We start from the raw sequence: 22,232 nt of genomic DNA on the forward strand, positions 1-22,232 counted from the left end.
TAATTTATTGATTATGAGTATTTATTAGATGAAAAAAGCGGTTTGTTTTTAGTTAAAACAAACCGCTTTTCTTTTGAAAAACTGTGGATCCTTCGGAAAAATTATTTCGTAATCTCTCTAAAAACAGCTTCTAGGTTTTTATTTTTTTGATTTAATTGTAAAGTTTTAAGTCCGTTTTCATTTGCAAAATCGAAAATCGAAGGACGCATATCTTTATCTGTGATAAAAGTTAACTCCCATGTCATGTCATGCGTATTGGTGTACGAAGAAATATTTTCCAATTTAGCTAAAAGCTGTTCTTCTACTTTGTAATCAAACTCAACTTCAATAACTTGCTCTTTATCTGCGGTAACCAAATGGTCTAGTTTATTGTCCGCAACGATTTGTCCTTTGTCAATAATTATGACACGATCACAGATAGCTTCAACTTCTTGCATGATGTGTGTTGATAAAAAAACCGTTTTATCTTTCCCCGCATTTTTGATTACATTTCGAATTTCCATTAACTGATTCGGATCCAGACCTGTAGTTGGTTCATCCAAAATTAGAACCTCTGGATCGTGAAGTAAAGCATTGGCAAGTCCCACACGCTGGCGGTATCCTTTAGAGAGCTGACTGATTTTTTTATGGCTTTCAGATGTCAGTCCTGTCAGTTGAATAACTTCTTCAATTCGTGAATTTGGCACATTGTAAACATCGGCATTAAAAGCCAAATACTCACGAACATACAAATCCAAATACAACGGATTATGCTCCGGTAAGTAACCAATCGATCGTTGTACTTCTTTGGTGTTTGTCATGACATCATGACCATTTACAAGGGCTGAGCCACTATCGGCAAGTAAATAAGTGGTCAAAATTTTCATCAAAGTAGATTTTCCAGCTCCGTTTGGGCCAAGAAATCCGACAATTTCTCCTTTCTCAATTTTAAAAGAAATTTCATTTAACGCTTTTTGCTCTCCGTAACTTTTTGATATACTGTTTACTTCTATCGACATGACTTTTTATTTGCTACAAAAGTAAACAGAAATAGTTTCGATTGCTACATTTTACCTTCTAAAGTAATTATTAAAAAAATCATAAAGTCCTTTACTCACGGCATTGTTATTGTTAAAGGAATGCTAAAATTAAAAATAAACCCAAATCATGAAAAAATTTTTAGTGATGGCCGCGTTAGCTATCTGCAGTTTTGCAAATGCACAAAAAGGAACAATCTTAGTTGGTGGTAACATTGGTTACACTTCTGAAAAATCAGAGTTTAGATTTGCTGAAGCTAAAGCAAGTACTTTTACTTTCTCTCCTAAAGTAGGTTACCAATTCCACGAAAACTGGACAGTTGGAGGAGAACTTTCATTAAGCTCAACTGATGTTGATAATCCAAATGAAAAATACAAAGACAATAAATTTAGAACTGGAGGTTTTGTACGTTATACGAAATCATTAAGCCAGACTTTTTCTGTTTTTGCAGACATGGGAGCAGGTTTCCAAACTGTAAAGAACAAAGATTATGCTGCTAACAATAGTTATGTAAGATACAAAGGAAATGGTGCTTATGTAGATGTAACTCCAGCACTTTTCATTAACATGAAAAAAGGTTTTGGTCTTAACTTCAGTATTGGAGGTTTAGGATACGAAACATTAAGCTATGATGATAATGGGGAAGATTACAGTAATTTCTACTTCAATTTCGGTAAAACATTTAATATCGGAATTTCTAAAAACTTTTAATCCTAAGTTTTATAAATTCAATTTCAGAAAGCACTCCAAATTGGGGTGCTTTTTTATAAAAAAGTTAATCCGACTTTTTTGTTTAAGCCAATTTCAAAGATTCTAATTAGAGTGGAAAGCTGGACATTACCTTTTCCATTTTCAAGTTTTGAAATGTAACTTTTTTTAGTACCAGTTTTGTCTGCTAATTGTTCTTGAGTTAAATTAGCTTCTTTACGGGCTTCTTTTAGCATTTCACTAATAATGAACATTTGTGATTTTTCTTCAAATTGGTTTCTGCTTTCGCTGCCAATTTTTCCATGCTCAACTTCAATGAGATTATCAAAAGATTTTATGTTTTTATAATTTTTCATAGTGGTATTTATTTTTGTTGAAAATATTCAGTCATTAATTTCTTTGCTCTATCTAATTCTTATTTTGGCGTTTTTTGTGATTTTTTTTGAAATCCATTAAAAAGAATCACTAGTTTTCTCTGGTCGAAACAACAAAATATTCTATAAATATCTGATTTTACTTCAATTCTTATTTCATAAAGTCCGTCAGTGTCTGCTATATGTTTTAAAATTTTTTCAGTAACTCTATCAATTTGTTTTATTAATTAAAGAAAGTACTGAATTTTCAATTTAACTTTTTCATTTTGAGCCTGATAAAATTCAATGAAATGATTTTTATGAAATATGATTGTTCTTGTTATATAGAAAGTTATCTTAAAAGTGAACATTTTGCAAATGAAAAGCATTTTATTATTTAAAGTAAATTCTTATGAAAATAAAAATTTCTAGTCTAGCCCCGATAGAAGTGACATCCTTTTTCTTGCTCCTTTAGCAAGGAAAAGATATAACGGATAGCGGGACTGGATGTAATTTTGAAACCGAAAATTTTCTGCTTCAAATAAAAAAAATAATGCCAGCGAAAGTGAAAACGAAACGAATCATAACTAAATTCGGTCTCACTAAAACTTAAATCAAATTAATCTATAGCCTGTTTTTATCCTAAAATAAAACGTATTTTTGACGTTTAGATGAAAAATCTAAAATCTAAATTCAGAAATCTAAAATTCAAAAATGAACTGGGAACAACTTTTATCCTTAAAACGTCAGGGAGATACAAGCAAAAGATTACGTGTAGAACAAGATGATACTCGTTTGGGTTTTGAAGTAGATTATGACCGAATTATATTCTCCTCTGCTTTTAGAAGTTTACAAGATAAAACACAAGTTATTCCACTTTCTAAAACCGACTTCGTACATACACGTTTAACGCACAGTTTGGAAGTTTCGGTTGTAGGACGTTCTCTTGGACGTTTGGTTGGAAAGAAAATCATAGAGAAATATCCGTATTTAAAAGAAATTCACGGTTATCATATGAACGATTTCGGTGCGATTGTGGCGGCTGCTTCATTGGCACACGATATTGGAAATCCGCCTTTTGGGCATTCAGGAGAAAAAGCAATCGGGGAATATTTTTCTATCGGAAATGGACTGAAATTTAGAAATCAGTTGACGGATAAACAATGGCAGGATTTAATTGATTTTGAAGGAAATGCAAACGGATTTTCGGTTCTTACAGCGAGCCGTCCAGGAATTGAGGGAGGACTTCGTATTTCGTATGCAACTCTTGGGGCTTTTATGAAATATCCAAAAGAAAGCCTTCCGAAAAAGCCAACCAATGATATTGCCGATAAAAAGTACGGTTTCTTTCAATCGGATAAATTGTTTTTTGAAGAAGTAGCCAAAGATATGGGAATGATTGCCAATAAATCTGGAGAGAATATTGGTTTTGAAAGACATCCTTTAGCGTACTTAGTGGAAGCAGCAGACGATATTTGTTATACGATTATTGATTTTGAAGACGGAATAAACCTAGGTTTAGTTTCTGAAGATTATGCTTTAGAATATTTAATTAAACTGGTAAAAGATAATATTGGCGTTGCTAAATACAAAACGCTAGAAACTAAAGAAGATAGAATCAGTTATCTGCGAGCGCTTGCCATTGGTTCTTTAATTAATGATGCGGTAGAGGTTTTTATTGAAAATGAAGAAGCTATTCTGGCGGGCAAATTTCCTTATGCCTTAACCGATAAGAGTAAATACAAAGCGCAGATGAATGATATCATCAAATTAAGCGTTGAAAAGATCTATCAAAGCCGTGAAGTGATCGAGAAAGAAATTGTAGGGTATCAGATTATCCAAACATTATTGGATAAATTTATAACTGCTTTTAATAATAAATATGAAGGAACAGCTTCGAATTACGACAAGTTAATTTTGAAAATGCTTCCAGAAAAGCATCATTTAGATAAAGGGAATTTGTATGAACGTTTGCTGCACATCTGCCATTATGTTTCATTACTTACAGACGGAAATGCATTGGAATTGTATGAAACAATTCAGGGACAGAAAAAACGATAAATACATTTTACTTGAAATAGAAAAGCATCTTTTAGAATTCTAAAAGATGCTTTTTTTACAGCAGTTGCTTTATTTATTTGAAAGCATAAACCAGACCGACTCCCAGAACTTGTCTTAACTGCATTCTTGGGCCGTCGTTTACTTGAGTTTTTGTTCCTGTAGTTGGATCAACAACATCTTTTTTTGTTTTAATATCATCGTCATAAATTAAGTGAACTCCAATATTTGCTTTTACATAAGCATTTACTACAAGATCCAGACGAGTATCATAATCGATATCGACATTTCCAAATTTATTTAGATAATCAGTATATAAACTTAATCTGTTTTCGTAGAAAACGTTTTTATAGATTTCATTTTTCATGTAAGCGGTAAAAAGGATACCAAATTCGGCTTTTACCTTTTGACCTTCTTCAATTAATATTTGCTGTGTAGGATCAAGAGGATCGGCTGCATAAATCGCCTTTTTAACCCCGAAAGAACCTTGATTAGCAAGATATTGATCTAGTACTAAAGTAGTCTTTAACGTAATAGGAGAGAAGTAAAAAACTCTGTTTTTAGCTTTATTAGCATTCTCAGCTCCGGCTCCCAGAAAGATATACGCTGGGGCAAAAGGTTTAGAGATTGCAATATCTCTGTTTGGATAATTATAACCGTTTGTAAACTGAGTATTGAAGTTTAATTTTGAAGAGTAATACCAGTTCGAGGCTGTATCTTTTCTAAACCCGTAAGTCGAGTTAAACTGAAGAGCGTCGTCTGTTTTTCTTAGTTCAGTTCCGTCTTGTTTGTTTAGGCCATACTTTACAATAAGCTCGTTTACCCATTTATGGTTTTTCTTTATGTAAGTTCTTCCAAATTCTCCTTTAAATAAACCTGAAATAGAACTTGTTCCCCCGGCACTCCAGTTCACAAAAGCAATTTCAGAAATATCAAAACCAAGTTGATTCTTTTTTGACCAATTGGATGGCGGTTTTGGAGCTTGATTCGGACTCAAAGTCGTTTGTATAATCTGGGAAAAACCACTCGAGGCAGATAATAGGAATAATAATAAAAGGGTAGAACGCAATAATTTCATTAGGTAATTTTTTTTTGGTATCGCAAAATAATTATTTTGAACGGTTAGAAAAAAGGTTTACTAAACTTTTAACGTCAATATTGCAGATTTGTTGCAATTGACTTACTGTCCCATGCTCAATAAATGTGTCAGGAACACCCAGAATTTCAATATTGTTTTTGAAATTATTTGATGCCGCAAACTCTAAAATAGAACTTCCAAACCCACCATTTTTAACTCCGTCTTCGATTGTGATAATACTTTCGAAGTTTGAAAAAATATGTTTTAATGTTTTGATGTCTAAAGGTTTAATAAAGCTAAAGTTGTAATGAGCAATAGTTTCAGAATGGGCTGATTCTTTTAAAGCTTCGATAACATTATTTCCAATTGTTCCGGCCGACAGAACAGCAATTTTCGTACCATCTTTTAAGCATTTTGCTTGACCAATTTTAATTTTTTCATAATGTCCGAAATTTTCTACCTCCCAATTTACAATTACGCCTCGCCCTCTTGGATAACGAATGGCAATTGGATGGTTTAATTCCAGCTGAACAGTGTATAAAATGTTTTGCAGTTCAATTTCGTTTAAAGGCGCATAGATCATCATATTTGGAATCGAACGCAGATATGCAATATCAAAAACACCGTGATGTGTTGCACCGTCTTCTCCAACTAATCCAGCTCGGTCTAAGCAGAAAATAACGGGTAAATCCTGTAAAGCAACATCATGAATAACCTGATCGTAGGCACGCTGTAAAAAGGTCGAGTAAATATTACAATAAACAATCATGCCTTGGGTTGCCATTCCAGCCGCTAGTGTTACAGCATGCTGTTCTGCAATTCCAACATCAAAAGCACGTTCCGGCAGTTCGTCCATCATAAATTTCAATGAACTTCCTGATGGCATTGCAGGTGTGATTCCAATTATTTTTTCATTCTTTTTGGCTAAATCTAAAATAGTTAAACCAAAAACATCTTGATATTTTGGAGGAAGATTTTCTTCATACTTTAAATGAATTTCTCCAGTCGAAGCATCGAATTTTCCAGGCGCATGATATTTCACCTGATTTTCTTCAGCCTGTTGTAAACCTTTTCCTTTTGTAGTGACAATATGAAGAAATTTAGGTCCTTTTATCTTTTTTAATCGGTTTAATTCTTTGATTAATGTGGGAAAATCATGTCCGTCAATTGGACCAGAATAATCGAAATTAAGAGACTTTATAATATTGTTCTGTCTCGGATTTTTTCCGTTTTTAACAGCAGTTAAATATTTTTTTAAGGCACCAACACTTGGGTCTATTCCGATCGCATTGTCGTTTAAAATTACCAGAATATTAGCATCTGTAACTCCGGCGTGATTTAAACCTTCAAAAGCCATTCCGCTTGCAATCGAAGCATCGCCGATTACTGCAATATGCTGTTTGTCTGAATCACCTTTTAGTTTAGAAGCAATTGCCATTCCGAGTGCCGCAGAAATAGAAGTAGAAGAATGTCCAACTCCAAAAGTGTCATAGATGCTTTCTGTTCTTTTTGGAAAACCAGAAATTCCATCTATTTGTCTGTTGGTATGAAAAATTTCTCTTCTTTCAGTTAAGATTTTATGACCGTAAGCCTGATGACCTACATCCCAAACCAACAAATCTTCGGGAGTATTAAAAACATAATGAAGTGCAATTGTCAATTCGACAACGCCCAAACTAGCACCCAAATGCCCTTCTTTTACCGAAACTACATCAATAATAAATTGGCGTAATTCCTGCGCAACTTGAGTAAGCTGTTCTTCTTTTAAAAGACGTAAATCGGCTGGATTGTATATGTTGGAAAGTAAATCGCTTTTCATTGTAAGGAAAAAAGCAAATTTACGGTTTTAAATTTAATTTTAGCGACGAGATATGTTATAGGAATTACTATTGCAGCGTAATAGGTAAAGAATATTGTCTTTTTACTTTTTTACCGTCAGATTGCCCCGGTTGCCATTTAGGGCATAATTTTAAAACTCGGATAATTTCATTTTCGATTGCTTGATCAACCGAAGGTGAGCATTCGAGAAACGATACAGAACCATTTTTTTCCACAGCAAAAGCGAGTCTTGTTTTTGTAGCGTCTGAATCTTCGGGTCTTTTAAATTCTTTTGCAAAAAAAGTGTAGAATTGATCAATACCGCCTGGGAATTCTGCGTTGGTTTCATATACTACTTCACCGCTAACATATATAGGCTGCTCTTTTGATGAACTGTTTTTCTTGTTAGTTGTTTTTTGTGATTCTGAACCTGAAATCTTTTCTGATTTTAGGTTGTCGTTTTCTGTTGGTTTTGCAGATTTATGACCGTCAGTTTTTGATGCTGATGGTGGTGGAACTGCAGGATGCAGAGAATCATAATAGGAAGAAGCTTGCTCAACAGATGTATGTGATTTGGAATCAGAATCTTTTACCACTTCAACTGTATCAATTTTTTGTTTTTTACCTTCTTTATTTTGGCAACTAAACAAAGTGGTTCCCATAGCAATAAATAAGGCTAAAAGAAACATTTTAGAATAGTTAGTTTGTGTGTATAACACTCTATTTGGAATTTGAATTATAATTGCATCTAGCTGCGATTTTCTAAATCTGCCACAAATTTTCTCATTTTGATTTTGAATGAAAAAATGCTGAATTTGTTCAGGAAGCATCAAAGTAAAATCAACAACTGTTTTAGAACAGCTCATGCAGAAACGACCACTTTCAGTTGGCGTCATTTTATTCCAGTTTTCCTGGCAGGGTTTCGGAATGGTTATTTTGTGTTTAGAGTTTATCATTGTTGTCTCATTGAAATTGTAAATGGTAATTTAAAAGATGTTCGGACTATTTGATCATTTAACTTTCCAGGAATCCATTTGGGGGCTATTTTCAATACTCTAATTGCTTCCTCTCCAGTTCCGTAACCAATATCTTTAATTATTTTGAAAGTACTTAAGCTGCCATCTTTTTCTACGATAAATGAGACATAAATTTTTCCTGCAGAATCTTCTGCTTCATTTGGAATAACATAATTATCCTTAACATAGGCATAAAACTTTTCCATTCCAATCGCTGGAACAGGAATAACATCTAAGCTAAAACTTTCAAAAACAGCATCATAATCAATGGGTTCACTAATTTGAGGCTCTTCAATTATTTGCAATCCTCCTGATACTACGTAGTGAACTTTTACATTAGGAGGATCTTTAATTTTTGGTACGATTAGCGGAGGAGTTGCCTCTTTTAAGGTGTCATTTGATTTTTGAACAGATTTCTTTGGCAGACTAGCTTCCACAATTTCAATTTTATCAATTTTTTTCTTGTTTCCATCTTTACCCTGACAACTAAACAAGGTAGTTCCCATTGTAATAAATAATGCCAGTAAAAACATTTTATGATAATGGGTTTGTGAATATAAAACACGATCTGGGATTTGAATTGTAATAGTATCTAACTGTGATTTTTTAAATCTGCCACAAATTTTATTATTTTGATTTTGAGTAATATAATGCTGGATTTCTTCAGAAGACATAGCAGTAAAATCAATAACTGTTTTACAACAGCTCATGCAGAAACGACCACTTTCAGTTGGTATCATTTTATTCCAGTCTTCATGGCAGGGCTCTGGTATAGCTATCTTGTATTTTCTTTCCATTTCTAGAGATCCGAGAAATAAATGTAATAAAAAATAAATGCTAAGAATTGTTTTGCTAAAAAATATTTCAACGGGATTTCTAAAAGGTACGATCCTTTACGGTTTTACAGCTAATTCTGTTTGTTCTGTGCTCTCTCCGGTTTTAAAAATTTGTATTGAAGTGATTTTTGAAAATTTTCTTTTTCTTTTTTTGGGATTCAAAGTGTCGAGTTCAAGAGTAATAGGTAGATTGTAAAAAGTTCTAACTTTTCTTCCATTAGTTTCCCCTGGAGTCCATTTAACAGATTTTTTCAAAACCCTGGTGGCTTCTTCGCCAGTTCCAAAACCGAGATCCTCAATACTTTTTATTTCACTTACACTTCCATCTTTTTCAATAACGAAGGACATTTTTATTACTCCAGTAGATTTTTTTAGCTCTTTGGGTATTTTATATTCTGATTTAAAATTTTCGTAAAATATATTTATTCCTCCTGGATAATCAGGTAAAACATCAATTCCCATGCCTCCATAAACCGTATTGTCTTCATAAAGATCTGTGTAAGCTATGGCTGGTCCGCATTTTGTTTTGTAAAAAGAAAAGGTTTTTTCCTTTTTTAGAACTGTACCTTTTTTACGTTTTGCAGATTTTGTTTCTTTAATTGTTGCAGAAACTGTTTCAGATTTGTTAGTGGTTATTTCATGCTTTTCGTTAGCATTATTTTTTAGAACAACAGAATCTTCAATTATTTCAATTTTGTCGATTTTTTGTTTGTTTCCATCTTTATCCTGACAGCTAAATAAAGTCGTTCCCATGGCAATAAACAAAGCCAGTAGAAACATTTTTTGATAATAAGTTTGTGTATAAACAATACTGCTCGGAATTTGGATTGTTATCGAATCTAATTGAGATTTTCGTATTCTTCCGCAGATATTGTTGTTTTGATTTTGAACAAAAAAATGCTGAATTTCTTCTGGCAGCATTTCGGTAAAATCGACAACTGTTTTTGAGCAACTCAAACAAAATCGACCATCCTTATTCGGAATCATTTTGTCCCAGTTTTCTGTACAAGGTTCAGGAATCGATAATTTGTATTTTTTATACATGAGTTGAATATCAAAATTTAAATGTAATAAAATTAAACATAAGTATCTTTTATTTATTTGTAAGTTTTTTATAGGAATAACTAATAAATGAGGCGATTGTTTTTATTAATTGCCTCATAAAATGACTATATTTGAGGCGATTATTTTATAAAAGTGCATCATGAAATATAATTGGCAATTACCAAATTGGGAAAATTTTGTTTATGATGATTCTGTAATAGACTCGTTATGTGTTGAATTTGCATTTGAAATGGGAGAGGTAAAAGGTTTAGTCGATTCTCTACCATCTGCAATTCAACAAGATACTATTTTGCAATTTATGATTTCCGAAGCGATGAAAACTTCTGAAATTGAGGGTGAATTTTTCAGCAGGCAGGATATCATGTCTTCTATAAAAAAGAATTTAGGGATTGCGGATGTTTTTGATCAAATTAGAGACAAAAATGCTCAAGGAATTGGAAAATTAATGGTAACGGTAAGAAATTCTTATTCTGAAAAATTGAGTGAATCTATAATAAAAAAGTGGCATTACATTTTAATGGAATACTCAAGGCGTGTTAGTCCGGGGAAATATAGAATTGGAGAAGAACCAATGCAAATTATTTCAGGGTCTTATGGTAAAGAAACTATTCATTTTGAAGCACCTCCATCTCATCATGTGCCTGCTGAAATGGAAAAATTTATTAAATGGTATCATAATTTTGGAGTAAAACCTAATGATATAAAAAAAGCATTGATTAAAACTTCAATCTCTCATTTGTATTTTGAAAGTGTTCATCCTTTTGAAGATGGGAATGGCAGAATAGGAAGAGCTATAGCTGAAAAATGTCTTTCAGAATCATTAAATCGACCAGTTTTAATGAGTATTTCAAGTACAATTGAAAAAAGTAAGAAAAAATATTATGAATCTTTAAAACAAGCGCAGCGAACTAATGATGTTACAGATTGGATTTTTTATTTTTCAAATCTGATTTTAGAATCTCAAAAAAATGCGAAGCAAATTGTGCTGTTTACATTAAATAAAAGTAGATTCATAAACCAGTTTAAAAATCAAATGAACGAAAGACAAATAAAAGTTGTTCTCAGAATGTTTGAAAATGGTACTGCTGGTTTTCAGGGAGGGATGACAGCCATAAAATATGTTTCTATTACAAAAACGTCAAGAGCTACTGCTACAAGAGACTTACAAGATTTAACAGAGAAGAACATTTTAATGCCAAAAGGGGAAGGTAGAAATAGATCATATGATTTGAATTTATCGGCTACAGAATAATCTAATCGGATAAAATCATTCCAAAATCTTATTTTTGCAACTATGATAAATCCTTTTACCGACGAATATTTTATGAAAAAAGCTTTGCAGGAAGCTGAAATGGCTTTTGAAAAAGGCGAAATTCCTGTTGGAGCTGTAATTGTTGTGGCAGATAAAGTTATTGCAAGAAGTCATAATTTGACAGAATTGCTGAATGATGTAACGGCACATGCCGAAATGCAATCTATAACTGCCGCTGCAAATTTTCTTGGCGGAAAATATTTAAAAGATTGTACCCTTTACGTAACACTTGAACCTTGCCAAATGTGTGCAGGAGCTTTGTATTGGAGCCAGATTTCTAAAATTGTTTTTGGAGCTAGAGACGAACAGCGCGGATTTCTAAACATGGGAACAAAACTGCATCCAAAAACTACTGTGGTTTCGGGCGTTATGGCCAATGAAGCGGCTGATTTAATGAAACGTTTTTTTCTTGAAAGACGCAAATAATACTAATTATCATGACGGATTTCTCAACAATAAAAAGACTCTTTAAAATTACTGAGCTTAATGGTTTCACAGAAAGTGAAATGCAGGTTGTAAAAGATATTTTTGGACAACTTCCAGAAGTATTACTTGATTATTATATAGAGTTAGGTAAAATTGAAAGATTGAATCACACACAAGATTCATTAATAATACCAGAGCGTTTCCAATATTTTCAGCACGATGATTATCTGATTTTTTATTCGGAAAATCAACGAGTTTGCGTTTGGGGAATTCATAAAGATGATTTGTCAAAACCGAATCCGCCGGTTTATATGAGTTATGATGATAAAGAATGGAAAAAGGAAACAGAAACTCTACTGGACTTTTTTAAAGCGATGGCATGTCTTCAGGCTGGTTTTGCTTTAGAATATACTTCGGAGTGTTTTTATGAAGTAGAGGATAATGAATTGGCTTTTATTAAAGAGAATTTTAAAAATAAAGGCGTGTCTTTTAAACAATGGGCAGAAGGAATTAATTTCTATGGCAATCACGATGATGATGTAATTGTAATAATGAGTAATTACCAAATTTTTTATTCATCTGCAAGTCAGGAACATTTTGATGAGCTAGATAAAGTTCTGTCAAAACTAGGAACGGAGCTTTAAAAGTTAAAAGCATGAAGATTTCTCAGTTTAAAATAGAGACATCATGTAAAAAGTTACAAATAAGAGAAAGCCATTGAAACAGATAATATTGTAAAATGTATTTTCAGAAACGGCTTTTTTCGAAAGCAGTATTTTTAAACTTAAAGCTACAGAGATAAGAATTACAAAACAGCAATATAACTCAATTCCGTTAGGATTTAAACCATTAATGAGATATTTTGTATAATCTGCATCTTTTGATTTAACGGCTGTGACGCTTTTTAATAATAGTGTATATTCGATTTCTATAGCATCTTCCTCTACAAGAAAATTTTTAGTTGAAAAGGAATTTCGTTTTTTGGTGTAATAATTATAAGAAACTATATTTTTTGAACGCCCATTTCTGTTTTTTCCAACATTCTCAATATAATAGTCAATAGTATCGTTTGCACTTGTTTTAGGCAATAAATAGTAATCAATAAAAGTAATAGAAATTAAGAAGGTTATCAAATACAAGATATTGATAACCTTCTTTTTATTGTTGGTTACAAATTTCTTTTCTGTAAAACTTCTTTCTTGCATTAGTTGTATTTTGATTCTGTGCGAATATACTGTTTTACATACGATATGAAAGAAAAAAGTCTCTTGAAAATAGGTCTCTAGCCCAGATAGAAGCGGCATCCTTTTTACTGCTTCTTTAGCAGGGAAAAGATATAGCGGATAGCTGGAATAAGCTCCTAAATACCTCTACAATAGATTAGAAGCTTCAACAAAAGTTAAATAATCAATATAGAGAATTTTCTTCTTAAATAATTCAAAAAATAATTTACTTTTATTGTAATATAATTTGTAGTTTGCTGTTATGACTTTTAGCGGTAAATGACATTATTTTTTTATTTGTTAACCAATTAACTCTAGATAAAAGTGAAAGTAAAAGGTTTAGCTCTCGTATTTTTTGTGTTTTTTATTTTTCAATCCTGTGGTAGAAAATCGGCTGCTGATTTCAATTCGGATTTTTCATTGTTTAAAGATTACATAACCAGTTTTACTGGGGGAATTGTTTCCTCAGATTCTGATATTCGTGTGGTTTTGGCTTTTGATAAAAATGATTGGAAACCCAATCAAGAATTAGACGATGATTTGTTTGATATTTCGCCAAGCGTGAGCGGAAAAGTCGTTGCACTTTCAACCAATACCTTAGCTTTTATTCCAGAGAAAAAACTCAAAATGGGAACAGAATATCAGGTTACTTTAAACTTAGATAAACTGACTGCTATTCCAAAAGAGAAAGAAAAGGAACTTTCCAAATTCAATTTTACAGTTAAAACGGTAAAACAGGATTTTACGATCAATACAGGCGATATTCAATCCTACAGCAAGGAATATCAATACTTAAACTGCGTTTTGAAAACAGCAGATAATATTGATTTAGAAACGGCCCAAAAGCTGGTTGAGGCCAAACATAATGGAAATAATCTTAAAATTAAGTTTGAGAAAACGAATGGGCTTGCAAAAGAGTTTCGTTTTATAATTGACAGTATTCAACGTCAGTCAGAAGCTTCAAACTTAGAAATTATTTATGATGGAAATGATTTTGATATTGACCAGAAAGGACAAATCGATTTCCCGATTACAAGTATCAACGAATTTAAAGTGATTAAGGTTGAAGTTCCAGATGGAAACAATCAACAGGTTTTAATTAATTTTTCGGAACCTTTAGAAAAAGGACAGGATTTTGCCGGATTAGTTTCGATTCAAAATACCAATAACTTGAAATTTTCGACTCAAGGGAATTTACTAAAAGTATATTTTACCAATCAAAATACACCTAAAAAAGAAGAACCTGTGGCAGTCGCTGTTACAGAACCTGTTGAGGTTGCAGTAGATTCAGCTGCTGTTGTGATTGATTCGGCAGCTGTTGCAGTAGAGTCAGCTGTTGCAGTTGTAGAGGATGCTGTTGAATATGTGCCAGATGAGCAACCTGAACAAGTCGTAACTGGCGAATTATTATTGGAAGTTTTTGAAGGAATCGAAAGTCAGTATGGTAAAAAATTAGAATCAAATTATTCGGAGAAAATATCCTTTGACCAGATAAAACCAAATATCCGTTTTGTAAAAAATGGAACGATTCTGCCAAGTTCCAACAATCTAAAACTAAATTTTGAAGCCGTAAACTTAAGCGCTGTTGATGTAAAAGTCTATAAAATTTACAAAAACAATATCCTGCAGTTTTTGCAGTACAACGAATTAAACGGCGGACAAAATCTTAAAAAAGTAGCACAGCCAATTGCTAAAACTACACTCAATTTAAGAGAAAGCACGCTCGTAAACCTCACTAAATGGAATACGTATGCTTTGGATTTATCTAAAATTATCAAACCAGAACCAGGAGCGATTTATAGAGTGGAGTTTGTCTATAAAAAGAAATACTCGCTTTATAAATGTGAAACATCTGATGGAAATGATGAGGAAGCAGAAGAGGAGGAAGTAGATGAAAATGATGTAAACTACAGCGGCAACTCTTACGACGATTATTATTACTACGATGATTACGATTGGAGAGAAAGTCAAGATCCTTGTACAGGTTCGTATTATTACAATGCAAGAATTGCGACCAATATTTTAGCTTCGGATTTAGGAGTAATTGCCAAAAGAGGCGAGAACAAATCGTATTTATTTGCTGTAAATAATATCGTTACAACTGAACCTGTTTCGAATGCGAGAGTGGATTTGTATAATTTTCAACAACAGAAAATAGCAACAGAAGCGACAAGCAGTGAAGGAATTGCTTCTTTCCAATTAGACAAATTTGCTTATTTTGCTATTGTAACTTTGGGAGACCAATCGACTTACGTAAAATTGGATGACGGACTTTCGTTATCTGTTAGTAATTTTGATGTTGCCGGCGAAACTTTGCAGAAAGGACTTAAAGGATTTATTTATGGAGAAAGAGGCGTTTGGCGTCCGGGAGATAATTTGTATTTGTCTTTCATTTTAAATGATGCTGCCAATAAACTTCCGAAATCACATCCAATTAAATTCAGATTAAACGATCCGAATGGAAAAACGGTTTATCAAACTGTTCAAAGAACAAACGATTTAAATCATTATGCTTTTGTAGTGCCAACAAATCAAGACGCTCCAACAGGAAATTGGGAAGCGATGGTAAGTGTTGGTGGTGCTAAGTTTTATAAAAGCATTAAAATTGAAACGATTAAACCAAATCGCTTAAAAATTAAAAATACATTTAGCAGAAAAACCCTTTCGGCTTCTTATCCAAATACAGATAATCTTGAAGTAACTTGGCTTCATGGCGCAATAGCTAAGAATTTGAATGTAGAAATGCAGGCTAAATTCTCACAGCAAACGACGACATTTAAAGGATATGAAAAATATAGTTTTGATGATATCGTTCGTCAATTTAGTACAGAAGAAATCAATGTTTTTTCAGGAAAATTAAATGAAAGCGGGAAAGCATCTGTAAATATTCAACCAAGATTACAAGGTCAGGCGCCAGGAATGTTGCGTGCTTCGTTCATTACAAAAGTATATGAAGAAGGAGGAGATTTTAGTACGGATGTTATGTCGACAACCTATTCTCCATACCAAACGTATGTTGGATTAAAAACACCGGAATTAAATAAGTATAATATGCTTGAAACGAGAACAAATAATCGTTTTGAAGTAGTTACAGTTGATGAAAACGGAAGACCAAAAGCAGTTAGAAATCTGGAAGTCAGAATTTACAAAGTAGATTGGAGATGGTGGTGGGATTCATCAAGTGATAATTTGTCGAATTACAATTCATCAAATTCAACAACAGCTTATAAATCGATTGTAATAAATACCGATTCAAGCGGAAAAGGAAGCTTTCAATTTGCTTTAACCGATGAAGAATGGGGACGTTATTTAATTCGTGTTGAAGACACAAACGACGGTCATGCAACTGCTCTAACCGTAAATATCGATTGGCCAATCTGGTCTGGAAAAACACGTAACAGAGATGCTTCAACAGCTAATATGTTAGTTTTTTCTACAGATAAAAAGAATTATGCCGTTGGAGAAAAAGCTCAGATTTCTTTCCCTTCTAGTGAAGGCGGACGTGCCTTGATTTCTGTTGAAAATGGCTCAAGAGTGGTACAAACCATTTGGGCAGAAACAAAAAAAGGAGAAACAAAAGTTGAGGTTCCAATTACTGGAGCAATGGCGCCAAATGTTTATTTTAATATTACATTGCTACAGCCTCACGCGACAACTAAAAACGATTCGCCAATTCGTATGTACGGAATTGTTCCAATTGAAGTGGTGGATAAAAACACGATTTTAGCACCAACTCTGAACATGCCAGATGTATTAAGGCCAGAACAGCCGTTCACAGTAAAAGTTGGAGAGAAATCAGGTAAAGAAATGACGTATACGATTGCGGTTGTTGATGAAGGACTTTTGGATTTAACTCGTTTTAAAACACCAAATGCCTGGGATAGTTTCTATGTTCGTGAGGCACTTGGAGTAAAAACCTGGGATGTTTATGATGATGTAATTGGTGCTTATGGCGGAAAAATAAATCAGATTTTCAGTATTGGTGGAGATCAGGATTTAGGAGGCGGAAAAGCCAAAAAAGCCAATCGCTTTAAACCTGTAGTATTGTATTACGGGCCATTTAAATTAGGTAAAGGAGAAACGAAATCACATGAATTAAAACTCCCAAAATACATTGGTTCGGTTCGAACAATGGTAGTAGCGGGAGATGCAAATACAAGCGCTTACGGAAGTGTAGAAAAAGCGACACAGGTTAAGAGTCCGCTGATGGTATTGGCTTCGTTACCTAGAAAGATTTCGCCATCAGAAAAAGTGACACTTCCGGTTACGGTTTTTGCGACTGAAAGCAAAATTAAAAACGTAACAATTCAGGTAAAAACAAGCAACGGATTAAAAGTTGCTGGAAGTGCTGTTCAGAAACTGAATTTTGCGCAGCCAGATGAAAAGATGGCGTATTTCAATTTAGTTGTAGGTGCAGCAACGGGAATTGCAAAAGTTCAGGTAATTGCAACATCTGGAAGTGAGAAATCAACTTATGATGTTGAAATCGATATGACAAATCCGAATCCAGTTACAAGTACTTTTACAGATGTTGTTTTATCTCCAAATAGTGCCAAAACAATTTCATGGAAAACTTTCGGAATTGCAGGAAGCAACAAAGCAAGATTAGAAGTTTCGTCAATGCCATCAATGAATTTGAATGGAAGATTACAATTCTTGATTCAATATCCGCATGGTTGTGTAGAGCAGACTACTTCTTCGGTTTTTCCTCAATTGTACTTAAGCGACGTGGCTGATATTGATGCGAAACGCAAAGATTTGATTCAGAAAAACATTGCAGCGGGAATTGCGAGATTAGGGAATTTCCAATTATCAAACGGCGGATTGCCTTACTGGCAGGGAAATGCAATTGCAGATGATTGGGGAACTTCTTATGCTGGACATTTCTTAATTGAGGCAGAGAAAAAAGGATATGTATTGCCAATTAATTTCAAATCAAAATGGCTATCGTATCAGCAGAAAGAAGCGAAACAATGGCGTTTTGAGCCTAAATATGGAAATGATTTAGCTCAGGCTTATAGATTGTATACTTTGGCTTTAGCAGGAAGTGCCGATTTATCTTCAATGAACAGATTGCGTGAAACAAAAGGAATTTCGAACGAAAGTATGCTTCGTTTGGCTGCGGCTTATGTTTTGGCAGGGCAAAAATCGGCTGGACAAAGTTTGTTCTTGAAAACTAGTATTGATGGAAGTTCAGATGGCTACAGTTATTACTATTATGGTTCTAGCGAACGAAACAGGGCTATGGCTTTAGAAACAATGCTTCTTTTAGATCAGAAACAAAAAGCATTTGTAACAGCTTCTAAATTAGCTAAAGAAATGTCGGCTAACCAGTGGATGAGTACGCAGACAACGGCTTATTGCTTGTATGCAATGTCGAAATTTGCGGTTAGCAACGGCCCAAAAGGAATTAATATTCAGTTTAGTAAAAACGGAAAAGGCGAGACGATAAATACTGGCAAGTCAGTTGCAGATCGTAGTTTGTCTGTTGCTTCTGGCACAAACAGTATTACTCTGAAAAACAATAAAAACAATACCGTTTATGTTCGCATATTGAATACAGGAATATTGCCAATTGGTCAAGAAAATGCAGTTCAAAGTGATGTTTCAGCTTCAATTGTTTTCAAAAATAGAAAAGGAAGTATAATCAATGTTTCAAGAATTAATCAGGGAACTGAATTTGTTGCCGAGGTTACCGTTAAAAATCAAAGAGGAGAAAGTGTTCAAAATGTGGCGTTATCACAGATTCTGCCATCAGGATTCGAAATTGTAAACACTCGTTTCACAGATTACGGAGATGCTGTAAACAACATCGCTGATTATATTGACATTCGTGACGATAGAACGAATTTCTATTTCGGAATGAAAGCCAGAGAAACAAAAGTTTTCCGTATTCTGCTGAATGCATCTTATTTAGGGAATTATTATTTACCTGGATTGCAATGCGAAGCGATGTATGACAATACATTCTTGGCACGAACAAAAGGTTTCTGGGTTGAAGTTGTTAAATAAAGTCTCCCGCAGATTTTGCAGATCAAGCAGATAAAAATAAAAATCTGCATAATCTGCGGAATCTGCGAGTAAAAAACTTAGCGAACTTTGCGAATAACTTAGCGTCTTTGCGGTTAAATAATTACTACGTTGAAAAATAAATTAAAAGCGTTTTTCCAACGCATCATAAACTGGATAAAAAGAAACAAAATAAAATCAGCAATTGCCTTTGTGCTCTTGCTGATTTACTATTTTTCGATACCTCGAACTTTGTTCAAAGAACCTTATTCAACAGTTATTGAAAGTAAAGAAGGAGAACTTCTTGGGGCTAAAATTGCCCGCGACGGACAATGGCGTTTTCCTGCGCAGGACAGTGTTCCTGCTAAATTCAAAAAGTGTATTGTATATTTTGAAGACGAATATTTCTATAAACATCCCGGTTTTAATCCCGGAGCGATGATAAATGCTTTTAAACAAAACAAAAAAGCTGGAAAAGTAGTCAGAGGAGGAAGTACGTTAACTCAACAAGTTATCCGATTATCAAGAAAAGGAAAAAACAGAACTTATTTTGAAAAAATCATCGAAATAATTCTTGCCACTCGATTAGAATTAGGGTATTCCAAAGATCAGATTCTCGAAATGTACGCGGCGCATGCACCATTTGGGGGAAATGTTGTGGGACTGGAAATGGCTTCTTGGCGTTATTTTGGTGTGCAGTCCAATCAACTATCATGGGCAGAAAATGCAGTTTTGGCCGTTTTGCCAAATGCTCCAAGTTTAATTTATCCTGGAAAAAATCAGATAAAATTACTGAATAAACGCAACAGACTCTTATTAAAACTACATCAGGAGGGCATAATTGACAAGCAGACATACGAACTTTCAATAGAAGAACCATTACCACAAAAACCTTATGATCTGCCTCAAATCGCACCTCATTTATTGCAGAGAGTGGCTAAAAGTGAAGAAGGAACAAGAGTCAAAACTACGATTGATTACGCTTTGCAAAATCGCGTTAATCAAATTGCAAGATATTATTACAATCAGTACAAGCAGAATGAAGTTCATAATCTGGCTATTTTGGTAATTGATGTTCAAAGCAGAAATGTAATGAGCTATGTTGGAAATTCTCCAGCAGACAGTGATCATCAAAAAGATGTCGATATTATCGATGCACCAAGGAGCACAGGAAGTATCTTGAAACCCCTTTTGTACGGCGCGATGCTGGACGACGGCGAATTACTGCCTAATACTTTAGTGGCAGACGTTCCAACACAGATTTCAGGATATACACCTCAGAATTTCAATTTAACTTTTGATGGAGCTGTTCCTGCGCATCGGGCATTGTCACGTTCTTTGAATATTCCGGCGGTTTTAATGCTTCAGGAATTTACTGTCAATAAATTTTATGAGGAATTGCAAAAGTTCAAATTGAAAAATATAAATAAAACGCCAGATCATTATGGCTTGTCACTTATTTTAGGAGGTGCCGAAAGCAATTTATGGGATTTATGCAGAACATACGCCAATTTATCTTCAACACTGAATTATTTTACTAAACATCAGGCGAAATACAGAACCAATGAGTTTACCGAGTTAAACTATAAAAACGATTTTAAGTCCGATTTTGGATCAGAAACTACTCAGAAGAACATTCTAGGTGCAGGATCAATTTGGCTAACTTATAACGCAATGGAAGAAGTGAACAGGCCAGAAGGAGATGAAGCGTGGAAATTTTATGACAGTTCATTGAAAATTGCATGGAAAACAGGAACCAGTTTCGGGAATAGAGATGCATGGGCCATCGGAACCAATTCGAGATATGTGGTTGGTGTTTGGGTCGGAAATGCAACTGGAGAAGGAAGACCGACTTTGACAGGAGTTACTAGTGCAGCACCTATTTTATTCGACGTTTTTAATGTACTGCCAAGGCAAAGATGGTTTGATACACCTTATAAAGATTTAGCAGAAGTTGAGGTTTGTCGTTTAAGCGGTTATCTCGCAAAGGATAATTGTCCGAAAATCAAACAATGGGTTGCTAAAAAAGGAAAATCGACTAAAGTTTGTCCGTATCACAGAACGATTCATTTAGACAAAACAGAACAGTTTCAGGTCAACAGCAGTTGTGAAAATGTCGAAAACATTATAACGAAAAACTGGTTTGTACTGCCTCCGGTTATGGCTTGGTATTACAAAAGCCAGCATATAGAATATTTGCCATTGCCTCCGTTTAAAGAAGGATGTGAAGGAACGCAAACCACCACAATGGATTTTATTTATCCAAAAGCCAACAGTAAAATCTATCTGACAAAAGATTTTAATAGTAACGTTCAGCCTGTTATTTTAAAAGTGGCTTATTCTGAAAGAGATAAAGAATTGTTTTGGTATGTAGATGATGTTTATAAAGCTACAACCAAAACCTTTCATGAGCTGCCTATTACCCCGACAGCAGGAATACATTATGTTACAGTTGTAGATGCTTCAGGAAATGAAATTAGACGAAAAATTGAAATTGTGAGAGAATAATTTTATTGTATCATATTAAACTTTTGGTATGCTTTTTCATTTTTTGTTAGACGTAAAGTGAGCGAAGTAGTAAAGCCTTTATAGGCAGGTATTTTTTCATTATCATAGGGAAGGGAATATCCTAAACCTAAATCGAACCGATTTAAAAAAGTAAATCCGCCTATTGCATACGCGTTTTTATGAGAGCTTCCTGTTTTTATAAATAGGAATTCCTTGCTATAGGATAAATGTATATCAGGAAGTCCATAATAGTTTCCGTTGTAACTGTTTGTGACTCCGTATCCCGCGCCCAGAAAGAGTTTGTTTTCATTTTTGCAGTCCAAACAAAATTCTAGTCCGCCAGTGAGAAGACTTTTGTTTGCTACTGAATAGTTTATATAGAAAATAGGCTCAAACGTAAAATCAGATTTGGTGTTTTGAGCATTTACACTGAAAGAAAATAAGACTAGCACTAAGCAATAAATACCTAATTTTCCTGAATATGATTTATAAAAATTTCTAAAAGGCATAATAGAGTATTAAAAATGAAATTTTCATAAACATATTTAAATATAAATGATTTAGTAGCGCTATTAAGTTTTTTTTATGTTATTATATGACAGAAAGGAAGTTTTTTATGAAATAGTAAAAAGAAATATGCTAATGAAAATGAGTGCCTAGCCCAGATAGAAGCGGTATCCTTTTTCTGGTCTCGTTCCTAAAAACGAGACCAGAAAAAGATACAAGCGGATAGCTGGAAATTGCTTCTGAAAATTAGCCACGAATTCATGAATTATTATAAAAAAATTAATTCGTGAATTTGTGG

The 22,232-nt window shown here is 33.8% G+C and carries 17 protein-coding genes; 7 read left to right on the top strand and 10 right to left on the bottom strand.

What is annotated here, in order from left to right:
- Nucleotides 1-101: 101 nt before the first annotated feature.
- Nucleotides 102-998 carry a gliding motility-associated ABC transporter ATP-binding subunit GldA gene (gene gldA / locus P2W65_RS07960; RefSeq protein ID WP_289664739.1) on the bottom strand — a complete coding sequence of 299 codons (897 nt, stop codon included), beginning with the start codon at nt 996-998 and terminating at the stop codon, nt 102-104.
- Between the two features lie 148 nt (nt 999-1,146).
- Here gldA and P2W65_RS07965 point away from each other — a divergent pair, with 148 nt between their 5' ends.
- Entirely contained in the window at nt 1,147-1,728 is a 582-nt protein-coding gene (locus P2W65_RS07965) for an outer membrane beta-barrel protein (protein ID WP_289664741.1), read from the top strand.
- A 53-nt stretch (nt 1,729-1,781) separates the two neighbouring features.
- Here P2W65_RS07965 and P2W65_RS07970 read toward each other — a convergent pair whose 3' ends face one another.
- A complete protein-coding gene (locus P2W65_RS07970) occupies nt 1,782-2,081 on the bottom strand; it encodes a helix-turn-helix domain-containing protein (protein WP_289664743.1) in 300 nt (99 codons plus the stop codon).
- A gap of 59 nt (nt 2,082-2,140) precedes the next feature.
- The gene (locus P2W65_RS25410) at nt 2,141-2,323 is read right to left on the bottom strand and encodes a type II toxin-antitoxin system RelE/ParE family toxin (protein WP_353511557.1); all 183 of its coding nucleotides are present in this window, start codon (nt 2,321-2,323) and stop codon (nt 2,141-2,143) included.
- A 469-nt stretch (nt 2,324-2,792) separates the two neighbouring features.
- Here P2W65_RS25410 and P2W65_RS07980 point away from each other — a divergent pair, with 469 nt between their 5' ends.
- Entirely contained in the window at nt 2,793-4,139 is a 1,347-nt protein-coding gene (locus tag P2W65_RS07980) for a deoxyguanosinetriphosphate triphosphohydrolase (RefSeq protein ID WP_289664744.1), read from the top strand.
- 73 nt (nt 4,140-4,212) lie between these two features.
- Here P2W65_RS07980 and P2W65_RS07985 read toward each other — a convergent pair whose 3' ends face one another.
- The 5 genes from P2W65_RS07985 to P2W65_RS08005 form a co-directional block, all read right to left on the bottom strand.
- The gene (locus P2W65_RS07985) at nt 4,213-5,214 is read right to left on the bottom strand and encodes a DUF3078 domain-containing protein (protein WP_289664745.1); all 1,002 of its coding nucleotides are present in this window, start codon (nt 5,212-5,214) and stop codon (nt 4,213-4,215) included.
- A gap of 31 nt (nt 5,215-5,245) precedes the next feature.
- A complete protein-coding gene (locus P2W65_RS07990; RefSeq protein WP_289664746.1) occupies nt 5,246-7,033 on the bottom strand; it encodes a 1-deoxy-D-xylulose-5-phosphate synthase in 1,788 nt (595 codons plus the stop codon).
- A gap of 67 nt (nt 7,034-7,100) precedes the next feature.
- The gene (locus tag P2W65_RS07995; protein WP_289664748.1) at nt 7,101-7,988 is read right to left on the bottom strand and encodes a hypothetical protein; all 888 of its coding nucleotides are present in this window, start codon (nt 7,986-7,988) and stop codon (nt 7,101-7,103) included.
- Nucleotides 7,985-8,845, bottom strand: coding sequence for an energy transducer TonB (locus P2W65_RS08000; protein ID WP_289664750.1), 861 nt, complete (start codon nt 8,843-8,845; stop codon nt 7,985-7,987). The genes P2W65_RS07995 and P2W65_RS08000 overlap by 4 nt, the downstream gene beginning before the upstream one ends.
- A gap of 96 nt (nt 8,846-8,941) precedes the next feature.
- Nucleotides 8,942-9,637, bottom strand: coding sequence for an energy transducer TonB (locus tag P2W65_RS08005; protein WP_289664751.1), 696 nt, complete (start codon nt 9,635-9,637; stop codon nt 8,942-8,944).
- A 451-nt stretch (nt 9,638-10,088) separates the two neighbouring features.
- Between P2W65_RS08005 and P2W65_RS08010 the strand changes: the two genes are divergently transcribed.
- From P2W65_RS08010 to P2W65_RS08020, 3 genes are read left to right on the top strand one after another with little or no spacing between them, the layout of a single operon-like run.
- Nucleotides 10,089-11,201, top strand: a complete 1,113-nt coding sequence (locus tag P2W65_RS08010; protein WP_289664753.1) for a Fic family protein — start codon at nt 10,089-10,091, stop codon at nt 11,199-11,201.
- Nucleotides 11,202-11,243: 42 nt separating this feature from the next.
- A complete protein-coding gene (locus tag P2W65_RS08015; protein ID WP_179003192.1) occupies nt 11,244-11,687 on the top strand; it encodes a nucleoside deaminase in 444 nt (147 codons plus the stop codon).
- Nucleotides 11,688-11,698: 11 nt separating this feature from the next.
- Nucleotides 11,699-12,331 (top strand): hypothetical protein, encoded by a 633-nt coding sequence (locus P2W65_RS08020; protein ID WP_289664755.1) that lies wholly within the window; start codon nt 11,699-11,701, stop codon nt 12,329-12,331.
- A 27-nt stretch (nt 12,332-12,358) separates the two neighbouring features.
- On the opposite strand, the gene P2W65_RS08025 is transcribed toward P2W65_RS08020, so the two are convergent.
- Nucleotides 12,359-12,892: a hypothetical protein gene (locus P2W65_RS08025; RefSeq protein WP_289664756.1), complete on the bottom strand. Its 534-nt coding sequence runs from the start codon at nt 12,890-12,892 to the stop codon at nt 12,359-12,361.
- A gap of 342 nt (nt 12,893-13,234) precedes the next feature.
- Between P2W65_RS08025 and P2W65_RS08030 the strand changes: the two genes are divergently transcribed.
- The gene (locus P2W65_RS08030) at nt 13,235-18,922 is read left to right on the top strand and encodes an alpha-2-macroglobulin family protein (protein ID WP_289664757.1); all 5,688 of its coding nucleotides are present in this window, start codon (nt 13,235-13,237) and stop codon (nt 18,920-18,922) included.
- Between the two features lie 129 nt (nt 18,923-19,051).
- Nucleotides 19,052-21,427 carry a penicillin-binding protein 1C gene (pbpC, locus tag P2W65_RS08035; RefSeq protein ID WP_289664759.1) on the top strand — a complete coding sequence of 792 codons (2,376 nt, stop codon included), beginning with the start codon at nt 19,052-19,054 and terminating at the stop codon, nt 21,425-21,427.
- A 2-nt stretch (nt 21,428-21,429) separates the two neighbouring features.
- On the opposite strand, the gene P2W65_RS08040 is transcribed toward pbpC, so the two are convergent.
- Entirely contained in the window at nt 21,430-21,936 is a 507-nt protein-coding gene (locus tag P2W65_RS08040) for a hypothetical protein (protein WP_289664761.1), read from the bottom strand.
- Nucleotides 21,937-22,232 lie beyond the last annotated feature (296 nt).

The sequence above is a fragment of the Flavobacterium panacagri genome, assembly GCF_030378165.1.
Lineage (GTDB): Bacteria > Bacteroidota > Bacteroidia > Flavobacteriales > Flavobacteriaceae > Flavobacterium > Flavobacterium panacagri.

What these genes read in the sequence shown, in the direction of transcription:
- gldA (WP_289664739.1), bottom strand. Translation starts at nt 998, where the DNA reads ATGTCGATAGAAGTAAACAGTATATCAAAAAGTTACGGAGAGCAAAAA.
- P2W65_RS07965 (WP_289664741.1), top strand. Translation starts at nt 1,147, where the DNA reads ATGAAAAAATTTTTAGTGATGGCCGCGTTAGCTATCTGCAGTTTTGCA.
- P2W65_RS07970 (WP_289664743.1), bottom strand. Translation starts at nt 2,081, where the DNA reads ATGAAAAATTATAAAAACATAAAATCTTTTGATAATCTCATTGAAGTT.
- P2W65_RS07980 (WP_289664744.1), top strand. Translation starts at nt 2,793, where the DNA reads ATGAACTGGGAACAACTTTTATCCTTAAAACGTCAGGGAGATACAAGC.
- P2W65_RS07985 (WP_289664745.1), bottom strand. Translation starts at nt 5,214, where the DNA reads ATGAAATTATTGCGTTCTACCCTTTTATTATTATTCCTATTATCTGCC.
- P2W65_RS07990 (WP_289664746.1), bottom strand. Translation starts at nt 7,033, where the DNA reads ATGAAAAGCGATTTACTTTCCAACATATACAATCCAGCCGATTTACGT.
- P2W65_RS07995 (WP_289664748.1), bottom strand. Translation starts at nt 7,988, where the DNA reads ATGATAAACTCTAAACACAAAATAACCATTCCGAAACCCTGCCAGGAA.
- P2W65_RS08000 (WP_289664750.1), bottom strand. Translation starts at nt 8,845, where the DNA reads ATGGAAAGAAAATACAAGATAGCTATACCAGAGCCCTGCCATGAAGAC.
- P2W65_RS08005 (WP_289664751.1), bottom strand. Translation starts at nt 9,637, where the DNA reads ATGGGAACGACTTTATTTAGCTGTCAGGATAAAGATGGAAACAAACAA.
- P2W65_RS08010 (WP_289664753.1), top strand. Translation starts at nt 10,089, where the DNA reads ATGAAATATAATTGGCAATTACCAAATTGGGAAAATTTTGTTTATGAT.
- P2W65_RS08015 (WP_179003192.1), top strand. Translation starts at nt 11,244, where the DNA reads ATGATAAATCCTTTTACCGACGAATATTTTATGAAAAAAGCTTTGCAG.
- P2W65_RS08020 (WP_289664755.1), top strand. Translation starts at nt 11,699, where the DNA reads ATGACGGATTTCTCAACAATAAAAAGACTCTTTAAAATTACTGAGCTT.
- P2W65_RS08025 (WP_289664756.1), bottom strand. Translation starts at nt 12,892, where the DNA reads ATGCAAGAAAGAAGTTTTACAGAAAAGAAATTTGTAACCAACAATAAA.
- P2W65_RS08040 (WP_289664761.1), bottom strand. Translation starts at nt 21,936, where the DNA reads ATGCCTTTTAGAAATTTTTATAAATCATATTCAGGAAAATTAGGTATT.